This window comes from Microcoleus sp. PH2017_05_CCC_O_A, from assembly GCF_020738785.1.
Lineage (GTDB): Bacteria > Cyanobacteriota > Cyanobacteriia > Cyanobacteriales > Microcoleaceae > Microcoleus.
The window spans coordinates 1-17580 of sequence record NZ_JAEQCB010000095.1 but is presented as its reverse complement, the minus strand read 5'-3'; the positions used below and the strand labels follow the sequence as shown (position 1 = coordinate 17580).

Below are 17580 nucleotides of genomic sequence, written 5' to 3'. Positions count from 1 at the left end.
GTTGACCGTATTCTTCGGGGATGTCAAATTCTTCTAGATCAAAACTCAACAATATTGATTTATTCATAGTAGCCTGCGCGGTCGTTGTATCTAATTTTAAACAAGCTGATCAGCATTTTTAGGGAATCTTTAAGTATGTTGACTTGAGAAAGTTTGTAGAGATGTTCTTGTGAAACTCGGGCGGGTATCTCACCAGTTGTATATCCTTTTTTGTGAGCTAAAAACAGCAGTTCTGCATCAAAGGAAAACCCGGTAATTGTTTGTCTTTTAAATATTTCTTGGGCTGGTATTTTCTTGAAGCCTTTGAGTCCGGCTTGCATATCTCTATATGGTAGATTCAGGATGGCTCTGGAAATTAAGTTAAATATTTTGCCAGCTATTTTTCTGAGTAAGGTAAGATTTCGGAAGTTGTCTCGATCGAGATTTCGGCAACCAATTACGACATCAAATTTTTCTAATTTTTCTACTAAGGGTTCGAGATGTTCGAGGGAGTATGCTAAGTCGCCATCCATGAAGCAAATGCAGTCGGCGTCTGCATCTTCGCATCCTTTTTTGACGGCATACCCTTTGCCTTGACGGTTGCTGTAAGAAATTAGTTTTATGTGATGTGTGGGAAAAGCTTTGAGTTTGTTTTCTATAATTTCCAGTGTATTGTCGGTCGAGCCGTCATTAACAATGATAAAATTGTAAGCATGATTTTTTTGAGTAAATTCTAAAATTCTGTCAAAGGTTGGCTCTATGCAATTTGCTTCGTTGTAAACAGGCAGAATTACTGCGATTTTCATCATTATTGTTCGATCGCGCTTTCGCAGAAGTATGCTACCACCTCGGGCAAGAAATCACAAGTACAGGACATCAGGTGTCAAAAAGTTAGCCAACAATAAATCTTGTCAAGTTTGAAGGGGGCTGCGGAAAAAGTACGATCGCCATAAATTGTATCATGGTAGGCTTGACCTAGCTCATCTTTAGGGGCGACACGGGCGATCGACAATCTAGACACTCCCAACATCTGAACTCGAAAAACCGTCATACTACCGCCTGAACTATATACCTTATGAGGTTGTAATTGTCAATGATAAATTATTTAGTTAACAAATGGCCCGAGTATTTTCAACCCGGTATGACGCCCCGAAAAAAACGTATTATTAGATTTTTACTAGCATTCCTCCTAACTTTCATCACCTATCAAGCAATCCTAGAAATCATCACAGTAGAAATTCCGATTTTCGGCTTTCACGATATAGTAGACCTGCGGAATCCCCAGGAAATACCGCCGCTGCGGCGAGACTTTCCCGGCGACTACAGCCAGCAAAACTTGGAACCCTTTTTAGATGACTTAGTTAGGCAGAACTATTGGTTTTTGTCAACCCAAGAGCTTTACGAGTATTTCATCGCCAATCCCAAAAAGCCGGTGCCGAGTGAATATCGCGATCGCAAAAAAGTTATGATTACCTTTGACGATGGCAACAAAAGCATTTATACGCACTTACTCCCGATTTTACAAAGACTCGAAAATAAATACAGCAGAAAAACTAAAGTAGTTGTATTTGTCAACTCCGGCTTTTTAGGTCGTCAAGACTCACTCATAAAAAAAGTAACTTGTCAGGACTTAAGAGACGGAATGCAAAAAGGATTTTATGACATTCAATCCCACGGACTGAACCACGAAAATCTTACAAAAATTTCTATGACAGCATTAGACAGAGAACTATCTCAAGACCAAATTAGACTCAGAAAATGCACCAAAGACTTAGATCCAAATCAAATAGTTGCGTCTCACATAGCCTACCCCTTTGGCGCAGTCAACAAAGAAGTTGACAAATATCTCGTCAAATACTTCTCATCAGGATACTTATACGACAGTCTCAAATTAAAATTGCGGTTTTTTCCACCCAATAAATACCGGGTTTCGAGATTAACAGTCAACAAAAAACACTCCGCAGAAAGACTCAGCAGCCTAGCATCAGGAAGCTGGCTACACAAACTAATTGGCAAAAAATAAGCTAGACAGCTTTTACAGTTATTCAATGAAGAATTGGTGAGTGCATTGGAACACGCAACATCGGAATCACAAAATAGCATCGAAAACCAAAAACCCTTAGCAATTGCTGCCGTTTCCCAACGCGCCGACGCACTGGATGCGCTGCGCGGACTAGCAGTATTAGCAATGGTTTTATCAGGTACAATAGCCCGCAAAACCTTACCAGCGTGGATGTATCACGCCCAATTACCACCACCAGACCATATTTTCAATAACAAACTGCCAGGATTAACCTGGGTTGACTTAGTTTTCCCCTTCTTTTTGTTTGCAATGGGCGCCGCGATACCGCTAGCTTTGTCGCGCCGCATCGCCAAGGGAGGGGATTTTAAAAAAGTAATATTCTCTATTTTGCAAAGAGGCTTTTTGTTAGCATCATTTGCGATATTTCTCCAACACATTCGCCCGACTACAATTAATCCAGACGAACCCAGCCCACAAAAGTGGTGGCTGGCTTTGTGCGGTTTTTTTCTATTATTTTTAATGTACGTTCGCTGGCCACAAAAATGGTCAACTTGGCTGTGGCGAGGGATGACAGTTGCTGGTTGGAGTGCCGGGATTAGCTTCATCTCTCATATCAAATATCCCGATGGTAGGGGAATTTCTTTTGAACGCAACGATATTATCTTGATGGTACTGGCAAATGTGGCGGTTTTCGGATCGATAATTTGGCTGTTTACTCGTTCAAATGTGTGGATGCGAGTAGGATTTTTGGGTTTGCTGTTGGCAGCGCGGATGTCTTCTCATACTGACGGTTGGATTCAGTCTATTTGGCTGTACTCTCCTGCACCTTGGCTGTTTCAATTTGATTATTTAAAGTATTTATTTGTAGTGATTCCTGGTACGATTGTTGGAGATTTACTTGCAAGGTGGATAGAGTATCGTTCGCCGGAAGAGGCGAGTTATGCTAGCTGGAAGAGTTGGCGCTATTTTAGCATTATGATTTTGATGTTTGCTGTCAATTTAGTTTTGTTAGTTGGACTGCAAGCTAGATTGGTGTGGCAGGCTTCATTAGTGACGGTGGTATTGTGTTTGTGCGGTTTGCTTTTGTTGAGAAAGCCTCGGAATGTCACGGAAAATGTATTAAACCGCCTTTACAAATGGGGTTGTTATTGGCTGGTTCTGGGTTTGCTATTTGAGCCTTATGAAGGCGGAATTAAGAAAGATTCGGCGACGATGAGTTACTTTTTTGTAACGACTGGAATGGCGATTTTTCTGTTAATTGGGTTGACGATAATTATCGATGTGTTTCAGAAGAGATGCTTTTTGCAGTTGTTTATTGATAACGGGGTGAATCCGATGATTGGGTATGCGGGATTTGCCAATATTATCTGGCCGATTCTGGTGTTAAATGAATGGGAACCGATGATTATTGAGATGACTTCCACTGATCCGTTTATGGGGTTTTTGAGGGGTTTGGGATATACGGCGATTTTAGCGTTAATTGTGGTGGTGTTTACGAGGTTGAAACTATTTTTGAGGACGTGAGTTAATTAAAGGGCGAGTTTATCTTCAGCTATTGTAGCGGAATGATTTAACCGCAGAGAACACAGAGGACGCAGAGGGAGAGAATGGATCGTGACTTACGCACGGGGTTCATAAACCTGGTTTTTGGTCTCCCATGCGTAACTTCTAGGAAAGTGACTTTAAAATGCCACTTTCTAATTGATAAATCGCTGCCATAATTCCAGTTTCAGGATTGGTTAACAGGGATTTTTTGACATCTTTCAAGTAACTTACAAGGTGTTCGCGCAAAATTGGTCTTTCTATTGTGACTGTATGATTGTAATCCCACAAATCCCACATGATAATCCCGACACCGACAATCGGGTCGATTAAACCTACTCCTAGCTGACTTGCAACTGTACCGCCTGTTTTTGTTGCTATTTTGGCGGCGGCTTTGCTGGCAACTTTTGCTGTAACTTTGCTGCCGACTTTGGTTGCTACTCCCAATATTAATGGTTTAGCAATTAAGTAACCGCTGCCGCCAACTAATACTTTTAATGATAAATTTGAGACGTTTCCTTTGTCGCTAATTGTGGTGGCAATGTCGTTCAGATATTTGTCCCACTGTACTTGTGGGATGTTATAGTTGTTTTGAACTACTTTGACATTTTTGCTGACTTCGGCTATGTACAAGTTAGCAGTATCTTGAGTGATTAATTGAAATTTCAATTGAGCATTTTTGGGAACCAGCACGCGGTTAGCAAATTCTCTTTGGAAGTCTTCTGTTAATTTTTCGGAAACAGCGCGAGATGCTGCTGTCATGTCAAATCGGTTGAGTACGGCGGATTTGACGAAGTTGAAAGGTACTGTAAACTCCATCTTTTTTTGGTTGAAGTAATCGAAGTACCAATCGAGGAAGCTGTTGTCTACTCGTGCTATTACTTCGGTTTCCCATTTGTCCAATTCTTTTGATGCGAAAGTCTCGGCTGTTGTATTGGCTTTTTGAATGGCGTTTTTAAGGTCTTGGTTGATTTTGCTGAAGTCGTGGGGCGGGGAGACTACAACTGTTGTGGTTGCGGTATTTGTTAGGGATTTGGAGATTAGAAAGTTGCCTAGTAGGGGAATGATGACTACTATAATGACGATCGTCCAAATCATCGGTGTCACGGTTTTGATAAACTGGGTGATGACTTTGAGACGTTCTGTTTTCTCTGAATAGCTGATTTTTTCGCTGTCTCGACTCATGGCGGTTCGTCAATTGATGAGATTTTGGGGCTAGTTTTGATTATAGGCGGCGTTTTGGGCGATCGTGTTACGGGCGTGTAGGCTGGGATTCTGCAAAGGTTGGGGGAAAGGGCGATCGCACTCTTTATCTGGGTTAATCTGCGTTGGGATATTAATGCTCTGAATCTTTTACAAAATTAGCCTGTGTTTGGTCAGAGTATTCTGATTGGTAAGTCGTCAAGTTACGCAGCAAGTCTAATAGTTCTTCGTCTGACAAATCTTTCGGGGATTGCTTGCCATACATTGTATTCATATATGTCTGCACGACACTTATTGACCATCCCAATTCCTTAATCTTAGTCTCAATCTGAGCCAAGATGTCCAGCATATCCATGTTTGTTTATCCTAATAATCTAGAGATTTAAGCTTGACTTTCATCATCAATAACTTAAGCCACTTGCTCAACATTGAGCCGCCCTTCAACCCGCTCATATTCATCTTCAAGCAGCCAAAGTCTTGCTTCCTCATAGCTAGAACAAGCAAAAACAATCTTATAGTCTTCAGTCGGGTCGAAAACGCAAAAATTATTTTTATCATCACCGAGCAACATCAAAACATAAGGAGGGACAGAGGTAGGGTCAACCCATATTTCTGTAAACTGCCAGTTATTTGCTAGGTTGGGTACGGGGGATGACATGATATTTATCTCCTATCACTTTAATTTCACCGTAATGTAAAGGAATTTGGCTGCCATCACTCTCAATTCTATAACCAATTGGGCTGGCAAAGTAGAGTCCATATCGTTCGTGATTGCGAATAATGCCTGTGAATTCCCCATTTTCTATTATGGCTTGTGCCACTCTAATCATTGTAGCTTCATTGTTAAATACATGAGCAGATCCCCCTCGCTGCAATAACCTTTGCATTTGTAGTGTATCTGGGAGATGCTTGGCAATGTGTCTATTGTCTATAGTTAGTTCACGGTTAATACCACTCATTTAATCTGAAAATCTCAGTAATATTTTAATAAAAACCCCGGCTTCTTGGAGAAACCGGGGGTTTTATTCAAGGCTAAAAACTATTAAACCTTAGCTTCTTTCTTCACCAAATCACCCCAACCCAAATCCTTCAGAGAATTATTCCGGCGCAGCGGACGAGTCACCAACTCTAAAATATCCCGCGCATTTCCAAACCCGTGAATCTGAGCGAAAGTAAACTCAACTGACCATTTAGTATTAATTCCGCGCGCTTCCAAAGGATTAGCGTGGGCCATACCGGTAATCACCAAGTCGATATTCTGCGCGTAAATCCGCTGTAGCTGATTGTAATTGTCTGGTTTTTCGACAATCCGAGGAGTAGGAACTCCCATCTCGTGACAAGTCTTTTCTAACAAAGCCAATTCGGCGGCTTGATAGCGTTTGTCCATGTAAGGAATGCCGATTTCTGGACAAGTCATGCCGCAGCGAATCAAGAAACGTGCTAAAGAAATCTCTAGCAAGTTGTCGCCCATGAAGAAGACTGATTTGCCGCGAATTATTTGCAGGTAATCTTCCAAACCAGCCCAGATTTGCGCTTCCCGTTCGTCCAAACCTTTGGGTTCGATGCCCAAAACAGAGCAAATCTTCTCAATCCAAGCGCGAGTTCCATCAGGCCCGATCGGGAATGGAGCACCAATTAGCTTACACTTGCGACGGCGCATCAACGTAGAAGCCGTACGGGACAAGAACGGATTCATGCCGGATACATAATAACCTTCTTCCAAAACGGGCAATTCAGTGTAGCGCTTGGAAGGAAGCCAACCAGAAACTTTGATGCCTTGCTTCTTCAATTCTAAGGTTAGCTGAGTCACAACCGGATCGGGCAAAGAACCGAAAAGTACCAGCGGTGTGTGCTTGACATATTCCGATTCATCTGCTGCAACTTCCTCTTTTTTCTTGCCGAAATTCAGCAGTTGAGAGATGGCGTTGCGTTCTACTTTCTGAGATTCCATCACTGGCGCTTTCTCAGGGCATTTAGCAGCCATCGCCGCCAAAACTGTATCTTCACCTTGAGTAAAGGCGTAATCCAAGCCGTTAGCGCGGGCTGTGACGATGGGAATGCCAATTTCGGCTTCCAGCTTCGGCGCCAAGCCTTCTAAGTCCATTTTGATGATTTCGGTGGTGCAAGTACCGATCCAAACAATTACGCTGGGGTTACGATCGCGCTTAATTTGCAAGCACAGCCGCTTCAACTCATCAAAATCGTTTAATTGAGCGGAAATGTCGCCTTCTTCCAACTCAGCCATCGCATAGCGCGGTTCGGCAAAAATCATCACGCCCATGGCGTTTTGCAAGAAATAGCCGCAAGTCTTGGTACCGATGACTAGGAAAAAGCTATCTTCAATTTTTTGATAAAGCCAAGCTACGCAGCTAATCGGACAAAATGTGTGATAATTACCAGTTTCGCATTCAAAGTTTAAAGCTTCTGGCTCAGTAGTCGTAATTGCAGTCATATTTCAAATGTTCTCCATTTAAATTGTTTTTCGTCTTGAACTTTCCCAGGCTAGGCTAGCGAGGAAATAGCTGTATTTGGCGATCGCGCGATCGCAGAACAATAATAGAAATACCTGGTTTTGGCGTAATTCCTGTGAAAAATAGATGCAGCAAACTGAATATTTTCGCAGCAGCAGCATCTAAAATTCCAGCTCAAAAATTCTGCGCGAGGGCTTGTAATCCCTCACAGCAGGGATTTAGTGTTTTTCAACTCGCTAAGCTAAAAACCATTTTGGTGGTTGTGAGTTTGAGTCAATTAAAATTTAACAATTAAAATTTAACAACTCGCAACTCACAACTCACAAATAGGCGGGAAAACTCCCGACTAGGATAGACTTTGGCGATCGCAACAACCTTACTTAAAATCCGACAAAAAGCCCGAAATCTCTTCATCCTCATCATCAGAATCCAAATCACCGAGACCTAGAGCATCTAAATCATCTTCATCAGGATCTCCGGTAGTTGCTTCCCCCAAATCGTCTAGTCCGAGTTCGTCGAGGTCATCGTCATCAGATACAGAGAAATCGTCAAGACCATCTTCGTCCAAGTCGCCCAGATCCATATCTAGGTCATCTGAGGTCGTAGCCCCAAACGGATCGGGTATTGCTTCGGCGACAAACTCTGCATCTTCTTCCCCAAACGGATCGGATATCCCCGCTTCGAGATCCCCAGAGGTCAAAGTCCCAAATTCTGAGGCTTCATCTTCCTCGTCATCGAGGTCGAGACCGCCCAAAGCCGAGCCTTCATCTTCCTCATCGTCGAGGTCGAGACCGCCCAAAGCTGAGGCTTCATCTTCCTCATCATCGAGGTCGAGACCGCCCAAAGCTGAGGCTTCATCTTCCTCATCGTCGAGGTCGAGACCGCCCAAAGCTGAGGCTTCATCTTCCTCGTCATCGCCCATATCGAAGTCTGATATGGCGTCTTCCTCATCCTCGCCCATATCGAAGCCAGATATGCCGTCTTCCTCATCCTCGCTCATATCAAAGTCTGATATGGAGTCTTCCTCATCGTCCCCGAGAGCGAGACCGTCCAAAGCCGAGGCTTCTTCTTCCTCATCCTCGTCCATGTCGAAGTCGGAGACAGATTCTTCCTCATCCTCGTCCATGTCGAAGTCAGAGATAGATTCTGCCTCGTCCTCGTCCATGTCGAAGTCGGAGATAGATTCTGCTTCGTCCTCGTCCATGTCGAAGTCAGAGACTGCTTCTTCCTCATCCGGTCTCAGTGCGTTAACAGCAGCAGCCAGACCAGCGACTCCGGCGACTCCGGCGACTACTCCGGCTGCTGTTAACGCCGCACCGCCTAATTTATTAGATTTGGCATCAGCAGTTGGAGCGGCTGCGGGTGCAGCAGTTGCAGTTGGAGCGGCTGCGGGTGCAGCAGTTGCAGTTGGAGCGGCTGCGGGTGCAGCAGTTGCAGTTGGAGTGGCTGCGGGTGCAGCAGTTGCAGTTGGAGCGGCTGCGGGTGCAGCAGTTGCAGTTGGAGGTTGACCGGCTACCTGTGGCACGGTACTTGAAGGCATACCCAGTGCTAGATCCGGGTCAAAATTTAGACCCAAGACTTCGATCAGGCTGTCTGCATCCGGCTTGAGTTTTGAGAAGGGCAGCATTAATTGCTGGAGTTCCGGCTCCAGGGCAGCCGCAATTCCCAGGATGAGGTAAGAAACAGGCCTTTTCCCGCCGTCGGGTGTGGCGACCGTGTTGTCAGCCGTCATGTGCAGGAGCAGCCAAGTCCGATTTGCCTGGTAGTAGTCCAACCACTTCTGTTTGAGAGCAACTGAAAAAGTATCAAAAAAAGCCATAACCTCTTTATCCTCATCCTGATCGCTAGACCTATTAAACCATCATCAGGTCTAGCTCATCTTCCTCCTTCTTGACCACTGGTTGCACAGGATTTAGATAAAAATCTGACAACAAGGAGAATAATTCGCGATCGGGCGTGTCGTTGGGCACTACTCCTTCGGGCATTGCCAAAATTTGGTCGGCGATGTTGAGGTAGTAATCGCAGACGTAGTTGAGGGAGGGATCGCTCTCGGCCATCTCAAACAAAGTCTTGCCTTTGACGCGAGAAACGCGGATGTCTTCAATTAGCGGCAGGACTTCGAGCACTGGCATGGGTACAGTGTCGATGTACTTGTCGATCAAATCGCGCTTGGAGGTGCGGTTGCCAATTAGACCGGCGAGGCGCAACGGGTGAGTGCGGGCTTTTTCGCGAACTGAGGCGGCGATGCGGTTGGCTGCAAATAATGCGTCGAATCCGTTGTCGGTCACAATCATGCAGTAGTCGGCGTAGTTCAATGGGGCAGCAAAACCGCCGCACACTACGTCGCCGAGTACGTCGAACAGGATGATGTCGTATTCCTCAAAGGCGTTGAGTTCTTTGAGCAGTTTAACGGTCTCTCCGACTACGTAGCCGCCGCAACCAGCTCCTGCGGGCGGGCCGCCTGCTTCTACGCAGTCAACGCCGCCGTAGCCTTTGTAGATGACATCTTCGGGCCAAACGTCTTCGTAGTGATAGTCCTTTTCCTGAAGGGTGTCAATAATTGTGGGGATCAAGAAGCCCGTGAGGGTAAATGTGCTGTCGTGCTTTGGATCGCAACCGATTTGCAAAACTTTCTTGCCGCGTTTGGCTAGGGCAACGGAGATGTTGCAGCTTGTTGTCGATTTGCCAATTCCACCTTTTCCGTAAACTGCGAGTTTCACTCTTTTTTTCTCCTATAGGTTTCTATCAAAACGATCGGGCTGGGGTTTGACGCTTTGATGTTGCGATCGCTACGCCTCTAATCGCCAATTAATTGGACAAACGTGGACTCAGCATACAAAAGAAAACCTTGGCACCTCAAAAGTGGTCATTCTTTTTGGCATACCTGCTGGCATCACAGGATAGAGGCTATTGATATTGTTCTGTGAAGACCCGCCTCAATGGGGCGTTTCTTGGGGATACATCCCCCTCGGATTTCTCCGGTAATGTTTTCCTCGTCAATGTTAGCGAGGCTTGTCGTGCCAGAAACACTTCCTTAGCTAAATAGAGATGTTTAATCTCCGGCGACATAGCTACAAGCTGGAAAGCACTCGTAGGTGTCGTGACCTTACTAACGTAGCCTAGTTAAAGACTTAGACTGGCTATCTCGTCCACTTTTGTCCAGTGTTTAGCGGATAGCCCCAATGCAATAACCTTTCCTCCAATGCCCTTACCGCAATCCCATTCTTGTCTAGTTTGGAGTTGCTGTGCGGAAAGCTCGTTGAAAGCATTATTAGCTAACTTACGAGGAAAAGAAAGGGGCTCTCGAAATGAAAATGCTAGTAATTCTATTTATTTTGCATCTTTGGGCATCTTAGCTGGTTTTTTGATTTACAAATCTATTTTTATAAATATTTTAGATTTTATTTAAGTTTTAGAATACTTTCTTAATAAAAAGAGGTACAAAAACAAAACAAAAATTAACTTCTCAAATAATCTCGGTCTTTGGGTTTGGGGCTAGGATGGGTGCAGTTGATGGCTTGTGGGGTAAGTGGAGGGGGAACAAAGGCGCTAGTGGATGAGGCAAAGCGGAAAGTAAGTTGGGTTAATTGGGCCTGGGATGCCAAAATTAGACGATTTTGGATTTGAGATTTGAGATTTTAGATTAGGAAAGAGTGATTTTGCTGCGGTTTTGAGTGTTGTGTAAAAAATTGTGAATTTTTAGTAATTGAGCGGCGACGGGCGAGGGCGAGAGTCTCCGAGTGGGAGATTTGGGGAGAGTGTCGGAGTTCCGAAAATCTGACAACTGTCAACTGAGGGCGGGCACAGGGGCACCGCCCCTACCGGGAGCATTTTTGCAAAAAGCATTTTTTTTACAGTGCGAGCGTCCCCGCTCGCGTATTGTAAAATACGCGAGCTCCCGACAGCACTACAAATGCAAAACTGAGATACACCGCCCCTACCAACTGCCAACTGCCAACTGCCAACTGCCAACTGCCAACTGCCAACTGTCAACTGTCCGCTGTCAACTGTCCGCTGTCAACTGTCAACTGTCCGCTGTCAACTGCCTTCTGACGATCGGAATCTCGATCGCAAACTCAGTCCCCAGTCCAACTTCCGAAACGCACTCCAGCCGCCCCCCATGCTGTTCCACAACTAAATGATAGGAAATAGACAGCCCCAGCCCAGTCCCCTTACCTACTGGTTTGGTAGTAAAAAACGGGTCAAATAGTTGCCTGCAAATCTCATCCGGTATGCCCCCGCCGTTGTCGGAAATGCGGATCGCTACAACATCGCCAGCAACAACTTCAGTGCGAATTGTAATTGCGGGAAGAGTCAATGGAGAACTAGGAATTAACGGCGGTGGATTTTTCCCATTTCCCTTTCTCCATTGGCCCTTCTGGATTGCTTCATCCAAAGCATCAATAGCATTGCCGATAATATTCATAAACACTTGATTGATCTGACCTCCACAGCACTCGACGCTGGGCAAATTGCCGTATTCCTTAATAATTTGAATACCTGGATGTCCGCCGTGAGCTTTGAGCCTGTGCTGCAAAATCAACAAAGTGCTGTCGAGTCCCTCGTGAATGTCAACGAATTTGACGCTAGTTCGATCCGATCGCGAAAAATTTCGCATTGACAGGACTATTTGGCGGATGCGATCGGTGCCAACTTGCATCGAAGACACGATCTTAGATAAGTCTTCCACCAAAAAATCGATTTCCATATCTGCTGCTGCTTCCCTAATTTCCGAGACTGGTTCGGGATAGTGCTGCTGGTAAAGTTCTAATAGTTGAATTAATTCTTTGATGTAATGACTCGTGTGGGAAAGATTGCCGTAGATGAAATTAACCGGATTGTTAATTTCGTGGGCGATACCGGCAATCATTTGTCCCAAAGAAGACATTTTTTCGGTGTGGACTAATTGAGTTTGAGTTTGCTGCAATTTCCGCACTGTTTGCTCTAATTGCTCTGCTTGATTTTTCAAGCAGGTTTGCTTTTTCCGCAGCACTTCTTCTACTCGCTGGCGCTTGATAATATCCCGTCTTAATAATTTATTTGATTCTAAAAGTTGGGCGGTGCGCTCTTCAACTTGTTTTTTTAAGTCTTCGTGAGCTTGGTGCAGGGCTTCTTGGGCGCGCTGCCGCTCTAAAATTTCTTGCTGTAAAAGTTCGTTGGTTTTCTGCAATTGGGCGGCTCTATCGTCTACTGCTTGCTGCAAAAGCTCGATCGTCCCGTACATCTCAGATTGGTTAAAAACTTGCGGCAAACTTGTCAGAGAAACAACACCCAAAAGCTCTCCGTGACTGCCAACTACTACCAAACGGCAGACGCAATGGCGCTGCATTTCCTGGTGGGCGCGGAAGAGGGAATCGGTGGCAGATATGGAAAATAAAGGCGCACTCATGGCATCAGCCGCTGAGATTTCCGAGAGGTTTAATTCGAGGGCGTGAAATTGCACGATGTCGCGCTCGGTGACAATGCCGATCGGGATTTGATACTTTTCTATTGGTACGATCCGCTGTGGATGCTGAATTTGGTCTTCGACAATGACGACGCAATGGGATCGATTTTTGACCATGAGCTGGGCTAATTCGAGGGCTGAGGCAGTCTTTGGGGCACAAATGACTTCTTTTGTCATGACATCTCCCGCACAGCGCAAATTTGCTAGCAAGTTCACTGGTTGTAGGGCTTCGTGAATGGCTTCGCGGGTGATGATTCCGACAAGTCGCGAGTCCTCATCGACTACGGGTAAGTGCCGGATGGAGTGCTGGCGCAAGGTGAATATAGCGGTGAAAATATCTTGAGACTCGGATTGTTTGAGGGTAATGGGCGAGTGAGTCATTACCTCAGCAATTGTCAGTCCGATCGCACAATTTACCAGAGTAGTTAACTTAACGATATCCCGTTCTGTAAAAATGCCGATCGGGCGATCGTCCTCCACGACTATGACACAACTGCGCTTGGCCGTGTTCTTAAGACTCTTTTGTTTTTCGCTACAAAGCTGACAGGAGACGCGCATCGGGTTCATGAGAGCCAAGACTTCGGCGATCGGTGTTTCTGGAGCCACTGTCAGGGGATGGCGATCGATCGATCGATCTAAAGGTGATAGATCGATCGGTGCGCTGTTGGGTTCTACAGGGGATGCTGGTGGTTTAATTGCGAGCTGGGGGACTGAATCTAAAAAATGTTGTAAATCTTGTTCTTGTAGCATAGTGATTATTAATTTTCCTTAATGAATTGTTACAATTTGGCGGACATGAGTTGACAGACTTAGCATTAATTAAGTGGAAGAAGGAACCGAAAAACGGATACCGTGCCACGTAGTCCTATAGTGGTGAGCTCCAAATTTCAGATCCTAGTTCAAGCTTCCAGATTGATATATGGAGTAAATCTCAAATCTCAAATCGGCTGACAGATACTTTGCCAAAAACCCGTTATTTAATTTTTATTTGTTTAATTCCTATGTCGTGGACACCATTAAATCATCGAATTCATCATTTGCCGCTGATTCTTGCAGGCCCGATTTTGCGCCGAATTGAAACTGGGGGCGTAACAGTTTGGCTGGCTTTGAAAGCACCCCGTCAAGTCGAACTCAAGGTTTATGCGACTGAGGGCGGCACCGGTGAAATTGTCGGTACGCCCTTGCTGCAAGGTGCTAGCTCTACTGTGCGGCTTGGCAAATACCTGCACGTAGCGGCCGTGACTGCTAAACCAATCGACAGAGATATCTTGACATACGGGCAAATTTATGCTTATGACATTGAGTTTGCGGGGAGTCAGGAGTCGCCGTCGGTGGGAGTCCCAGAAAATGAGCAGGAAAATCTCCTTTCTTGTCTGTGGCCGACTGCTGCTGATTTGTCAGTTTTGGGGCCACAGACGATCGGTTATTTCGCTCACGGGTTGCCGACTTTTGCCCTGCCACCAAGGGATTTAAACTATTTGCGTATAGTGCACGGTTCTTGTCGCAAGCCCCACGGAGACGGCAGAGATGCGCTGCCAATCTTGGATAATTCGATCGAACAGTTTGCAGGTATGGCAAATTTCCGCCCCCACCAACTGTTTTTAACGGGTGACCAAATTTACGGCGATGACGTTGCCGATGCGATGCTGTGGGCCTTGACTGATGCTGGCGATACACTGTTGGGCTGGGAAGAGAATCTGCCCCTGATGAATGATGCCCAAATAAAAAAGAATTTGTGTACCAGTATACCTAAGAAATCGGAAAAGAAAAATGTAATTCGCCAAGAGAGGGAAATTTTTAGAGAATCGCCAATTCAGAAAGCGTCTGATGCTGAGTCTGAATACAAAAAACCAATTGAGTTGCAGCCGGGGACTCGCAGCGATATTGCTAGAGATTTTGGCGGTTTTACGGCGATGTTGGTGAATAAACCGGATAAGGCTAAAAGTCACTTGTTTGGTTTGGGCGAATATTGCGCGATGTATTTGTTAGTTTGGTCTCCTGTGCTTTGGTGCGATAGTTTTCCGAAGGGTAACGATATTTGTCAAGATTCTAAGCAAGCAAAAGTCTGGGATAGAGAAGTTGTAGAACTTGACGGTTTTTGTCGCAATTTGTGGCGAGTGAGGCGGGCGCTGGCTAATATTTCTACTTATATGATTTGCGATGACCATGATGTTAGCGATGATTGCTTTTTGAATCGAGAGTGGTGTTACCGGGTGTTGGGGAAGCCGCTGGGCCGCCGGGTGGTGCAGAATGCTTTGCTGGCTTATGCTGTGTTTCAGAGTTGGGGAAATACGCCCGCACAGTTCGAGTATGGAAGAGTAGGAGATAAGTTATTAAAAGCTGCTAAAAAGTGGTCGGATTCGGCGGGGACTGATGTTGGTGTTTGGGAGGATGCTGCTGGGTATTTGGGGATTCCGGCGGTTGATATTGAAACTGGTTTGCCGAAGTTTAAGTTAGATGAAGATGTTTTGATTTTGGATCGAGATGATGAGGTTTTGAATTGGCATTTTACCGTGAGAAGTTTTAAGCATGAGGTGATTGTGCTGGATACGCGGACTTGGCGGGGCTATCCGCCCGAAAGTGCGATCGCCCCGCCGATGCTTTTGACTCACAAAGGTTTTGATGAGCAAATTCAGCAGCCTTTGCGGGAGACTGAGTTGCTGAATAAATCTGGGGAATTTGCGATCGAGGCGACGCTGGTTGTGGTGCCGACTAATTTGGTGGGTTTATGGATTATTGATGCGGTGCAAAGGCGGGATGTGGAACAGGGAAAGGTTTTTAATACCGATGCGGGGGATGCTTGGAATTTTCATGAGTTGGCTTTTGTGAAGCTGTTGTCGGAGTTTTTTAAGCAGCGCGATCGGGTGATTGTTTTGACGGGGGATATCCACTATGCTGGTGCTGTGCGGTTGAGTTATTGGTCGGATTGTCATTTTGGCGATTCTCGCTCTGAGATTGAGCGTTTACCGTCTGTATCTGGGGTGAATGGAGAGTTGAAAATTGCGAGTCAAAGATTGTCTGTTTTGGCGCAGTTAACGGCTAGTGCTTTTATTAATGAGGAGTGGACAACTCATGTAATTCATACTAAGATTAAGTCGTTGTTTCCTGAGCGATCGCACGAATGTTTGGGATGGAATGAGCCGCTGGAGTTGGTGAAGATTCCGAGACGTGGCAGGAAGAAGGCTGTGGCTGCTGTTGTGAGGGATAGGCAATCTTTGCCTGATTGGGGTTATCGAGTTGACTGGATGACGCGGCAAAAATCTCGGGTGTTTTTGCAGCATGAAGACGGTGATATGTCAAGTATATTGCCTAAAAATAAACTGTTATTAATGTTGCGTCGTTTGTGGAATTTGATAGCGCTGTTGTGGCGGAATCGATGGCTGCAAGAGGGTGATGAGATTGTGGGTTATGGCAATATGGCGATCGTCAGTTTTCAGTGGCCTGCTGAGGGTGATGGGGAGAAGGCGGTGATTCAAAGTGTTTATTGGCGGCCTCTTTGGGAGCCGGATAGTGTGGTTTACAGTCAGTATTTTGTGCCGCTGGGATTGGATGGGGATGATTAGTTTCTAATCTGTCCGAAGAGAGGAACGAAGCAATCCCAGAAACCCGGCGGTTGGAAACCCGGCGGTTGGAAACCGCGGCTACACAGACAAAACCCGCCTCCGCGGGTTGAAGATTCCGTTATTTCTTCGTCCGCGGAGGCGGACATTGTTTGTGTAGACGCGGTTTCCAACCGCCGGAATTCTAACCACCCAACAACAACTCCTGAAACCGCGCATCACCCCGAATCCCATCAAAATCCGCATCAGTTTTCGCTAACTCTCGACATCTTTCCGGTTCCAATTCAATCGTGCGCCGCAAATTTTCCACAGATAACTCAACATTACTTTGCAATGCGTAACAGCAAGCTTTGTCATAATAAACGCTAGCATAATCTGGGTTTATTTCTAAAGCTTTATCAAAACAATCTATAGCTTCCTCATACCGACCCAACATCACCAAACCATAAGCTCGATAACACAAAATATCACAATCATTTGGTTCTAATTCCAAAGCGCGATCGTAACTATATATTGCCTCTTCATTGCGTCCAGCACTTGCCAGCACAAAGCCGCGAGCGCTCCATAGATAGGCTTGATTCGGTTGAATTTGGAGCGCAAAATCAAAACAGCAAATAGCTGGTTCGTAGCATTCCGAATTGAATAGTTCTTCGCCTTGTTCGCTCCAAAAATCGCTGTCATCAGGCTCGATACTCATCGCTCGATCCCAGCTTGCGCGAACGGCATCTTGACTGTCACATTTCATCAATGCCAAACCTCGGTCAAACCAAAATTTTCGGTTTCCTCCTTCTCTTTCTATTTCTAGAGCTTTGTCAAAACTAGCGATAGCTCCTTCATAGCGCTGCAAATTGTCCAAAATATTACCGAGTTCAAACCACACAACAGCCACATCCGGCCTCAATTCTGCAACTTCAGTTAATTTTGGTAACGCTGCTTCATACAGTCCTTGTTTGGCCAGCAGAAAACCGCTGTAGAACAAAGTAAGCGGATTATTTGGCTGGTAAGGAGACTGCAAAGCCGTATCCCTACCATCTCCCTGTTTCATTCCCTCCAATCGCAGGAAATGCACCCGTCCCGAAGCATCCCCCGCTACAATACTCATTCCGTCAGGCGAAATTGCACAGCCATTGAAACTATCTTCTCCGCTGAAACTAGCAATCTCTTTACCGCTAAGCAAATCCCAAATTTTCAGGGTGTTATCCCTTGAAGCGGAAATCGCTGTGAGGCCGTCTGGTGCGATCGCCACTGCTGTTACCGAGTTAGTATGACCGGTGAGGGTTAAGAGTTCGGTGCCACTCTGGGTGTCCCAGATTTTCAGGGTTTTATCCCCTGAAGCGGAAATCGCCGTGAGGCCGT

The 17580-nt window shown here is 45.6% G+C and carries 16 protein-coding genes; 3 read left to right on the top strand and 13 right to left on the bottom strand.

Translation table 11 applies throughout. The features are described 5' to 3' along the window. Positions 1–59: 59 nt before the first annotated feature. Together JGK20_RS21700 and JGK20_RS21695 are read right to left on the bottom strand one after the other, a co-directional pair. Positions 60–788 carry a glycosyltransferase gene (locus JGK20_RS21700; protein WP_293207094.1) on the bottom strand — a complete coding sequence of 243 codons (729 nt, stop codon included), beginning with the start codon at positions 786–788 and terminating at the stop codon, positions 60–62. Positions 789–862: 74 nt separating this feature from the next. Then, positions 863–1030 (bottom strand): hypothetical protein, encoded by a 168-nt coding sequence (locus JGK20_RS21695; RefSeq protein ID WP_293183239.1) that lies wholly within the window; start codon positions 1028–1030, stop codon positions 863–865. Between the two features lie 90 nt (positions 1031–1120). Here JGK20_RS21695 and JGK20_RS21690 point away from each other — a divergent pair, with 90 nt between their 5' ends. Then, positions 1121–2002 carry a polysaccharide deacetylase family protein gene (locus JGK20_RS21690; RefSeq protein ID WP_293232113.1) on the top strand — a complete coding sequence of 294 codons (882 nt, stop codon included), beginning with the start codon at positions 1121–1123 and terminating at the stop codon, positions 2000–2002. A gap of 36 nt (positions 2003–2038) precedes the next feature. After that, entirely contained in the window at positions 2039–3526 is a 1488-nt protein-coding gene (locus JGK20_RS21685; protein WP_293183235.1) for a DUF5009 domain-containing protein, read from the top strand. Between the two features lie 144 nt (positions 3527–3670). Here JGK20_RS21685 and JGK20_RS21680 read toward each other — a convergent pair whose 3' ends face one another. From JGK20_RS21680 to JGK20_RS21635, 10 genes are all read right to left on the bottom strand, one after another. Then, a complete protein-coding gene (locus JGK20_RS21680; protein WP_293232111.1) occupies positions 3671–4729 on the bottom strand; it encodes a hypothetical protein in 1059 nt (352 codons plus the stop codon). Between the two features lie 151 nt (positions 4730–4880). Beyond that, the gene (locus JGK20_RS21675; RefSeq protein ID WP_293232109.1) at positions 4881–5096 is read right to left on the bottom strand and encodes a hypothetical protein; all 216 of its coding nucleotides are present in this window, start codon (positions 5094–5096) and stop codon (positions 4881–4883) included. A gap of 60 nt (positions 5097–5156) precedes the next feature. Then, complete coding sequence (locus JGK20_RS21670) at positions 5157–5405, bottom strand: hypothetical protein (RefSeq protein ID WP_293212398.1); 249 nt, start codon at positions 5403–5405, stop codon at positions 5157–5159. Then, positions 5374–5706 carry a hypothetical protein gene (locus tag JGK20_RS21665; RefSeq protein ID WP_106148614.1) on the bottom strand — a complete coding sequence of 111 codons (333 nt, stop codon included), beginning with the start codon at positions 5704–5706 and terminating at the stop codon, positions 5374–5376. Before JGK20_RS21665 ends, JGK20_RS21670 begins: the two co-directional genes overlap by 32 nt. 83 nt (positions 5707–5789) lie before the next feature. Continuing rightward, entirely contained in the window at positions 5790–7199 is a 1410-nt protein-coding gene (locus JGK20_RS21660) for a ferredoxin:protochlorophyllide reductase (ATP-dependent) subunit N (protein WP_293232102.1), read from the bottom strand. Between the two features lie 18 nt (positions 7200–7217). Then, a complete protein-coding gene (locus JGK20_RS21655) occupies positions 7218–7379 on the bottom strand; it encodes a hypothetical protein (protein WP_293203065.1) in 162 nt (53 codons plus the stop codon). A gap of 215 nt (positions 7380–7594) precedes the next feature. Continuing rightward, on the bottom strand, positions 7595–9037 hold the full coding sequence (locus tag JGK20_RS21650; protein WP_293183219.1) for a DUF5331 domain-containing protein: 1443 nt from the start codon (positions 9035–9037) through the stop codon (positions 7595–7597). Positions 9038–9071: 34 nt separating this feature from the next. Continuing rightward, positions 9072–9938 (bottom strand): ferredoxin:protochlorophyllide reductase (ATP-dependent) iron-sulfur ATP-binding protein, encoded by an 867-nt coding sequence (gene bchL, locus JGK20_RS21645; protein WP_265237962.1) that lies wholly within the window; start codon positions 9936–9938, stop codon positions 9072–9074. 1131 nt (positions 9939–11069) lie between these two features. Further along, entirely contained in the window at positions 11070–11204 is a 135-nt protein-coding gene (locus JGK20_RS21640; protein WP_293178250.1) for a hypothetical protein, read from the bottom strand. A 38-nt stretch (positions 11205–11242) separates the two neighbouring features. After that, positions 11243–13414 (bottom strand): CBS domain-containing protein, encoded by a 2172-nt coding sequence (locus JGK20_RS21635; protein WP_293178253.1) that lies wholly within the window; start codon positions 13412–13414, stop codon positions 11243–11245. A gap of 251 nt (positions 13415–13665) precedes the next feature. Between JGK20_RS21635 and JGK20_RS21630 the strand changes: the two genes are divergently transcribed. Continuing rightward, positions 13666–16227 carry a PhoD-like phosphatase gene (locus tag JGK20_RS21630; RefSeq protein ID WP_293232100.1) on the top strand — a complete coding sequence of 854 codons (2562 nt, stop codon included), beginning with the start codon at positions 13666–13668 and terminating at the stop codon, positions 16225–16227. 181 nt (positions 16228–16408) lie between these two features. Here JGK20_RS21630 and JGK20_RS21625 read toward each other — a convergent pair. Beyond that, positions 16409–17580: tetratricopeptide repeat protein (locus tag JGK20_RS21625; RefSeq protein ID WP_293232098.1), on the bottom strand; the 1172-nt coding region annotated here is incomplete at its 5' end.

What these genes read in the sequence shown, in the direction of transcription:
- JGK20_RS21700 (WP_293207094.1), bottom strand. Translation starts at nt 788, where the DNA reads ATGATGAAAATCGCAGTAATTCTGCCTGTTTACAACGAAGCAAATTGC.
- JGK20_RS21695 (WP_293183239.1), bottom strand. Translation starts at nt 1,030, where the DNA reads ATGACGGTTTTTCGAGTTCAGATGTTGGGAGTGTCTAGATTGTCGATC.
- JGK20_RS21690 (WP_293232113.1), top strand. Translation starts at nt 1,121, where the DNA reads ATGACGCCCCGAAAAAAACGTATTATTAGATTTTTACTAGCATTCCTC.
- JGK20_RS21680 (WP_293232111.1), bottom strand. Translation starts at nt 4,729, where the DNA reads ATGAGTCGAGACAGCGAAAAAATCAGCTATTCAGAGAAAACAGAACGT.
- JGK20_RS21675 (WP_293232109.1), bottom strand. Translation starts at nt 5,096, where the DNA reads ATGCTGGACATCTTGGCTCAGATTGAGACTAAGATTAAGGAATTGGGA.
- JGK20_RS21670 (WP_293212398.1), bottom strand. Translation starts at nt 5,405, where the DNA reads ATGTCATCCCCCGTACCCAACCTAGCAAATAACTGGCAGTTTACAGAA.
- JGK20_RS21665 (WP_106148614.1), bottom strand. Translation starts at nt 5,706, where the DNA reads ATGAGTGGTATTAACCGTGAACTAACTATAGACAATAGACACATTGCC.
- JGK20_RS21660 (WP_293232102.1), bottom strand. Translation starts at nt 7,199, where the DNA reads ATGACTGCAATTACGACTACTGAGCCAGAAGCTTTAAACTTTGAATGC.
- JGK20_RS21655 (WP_293203065.1), bottom strand. Translation starts at nt 7,379, where the DNA reads ATGCTGCTGCTGCGAAAATATTCAGTTTGCTGCATCTATTTTTCACAG.
- JGK20_RS21650 (WP_293183219.1), bottom strand. Translation starts at nt 9,037, where the DNA reads ATGGCTTTTTTTGATACTTTTTCAGTTGCTCTCAAACAGAAGTGGTTG.
- JGK20_RS21635 (WP_293178253.1), bottom strand. Translation starts at nt 13,414, where the DNA reads ATGCTACAAGAACAAGATTTACAACATTTTTTAGATTCAGTCCCCCAG.
- JGK20_RS21630 (WP_293232100.1), top strand. Translation starts at nt 13,666, where the DNA reads ATGTCGTGGACACCATTAAATCATCGAATTCATCATTTGCCGCTGATT.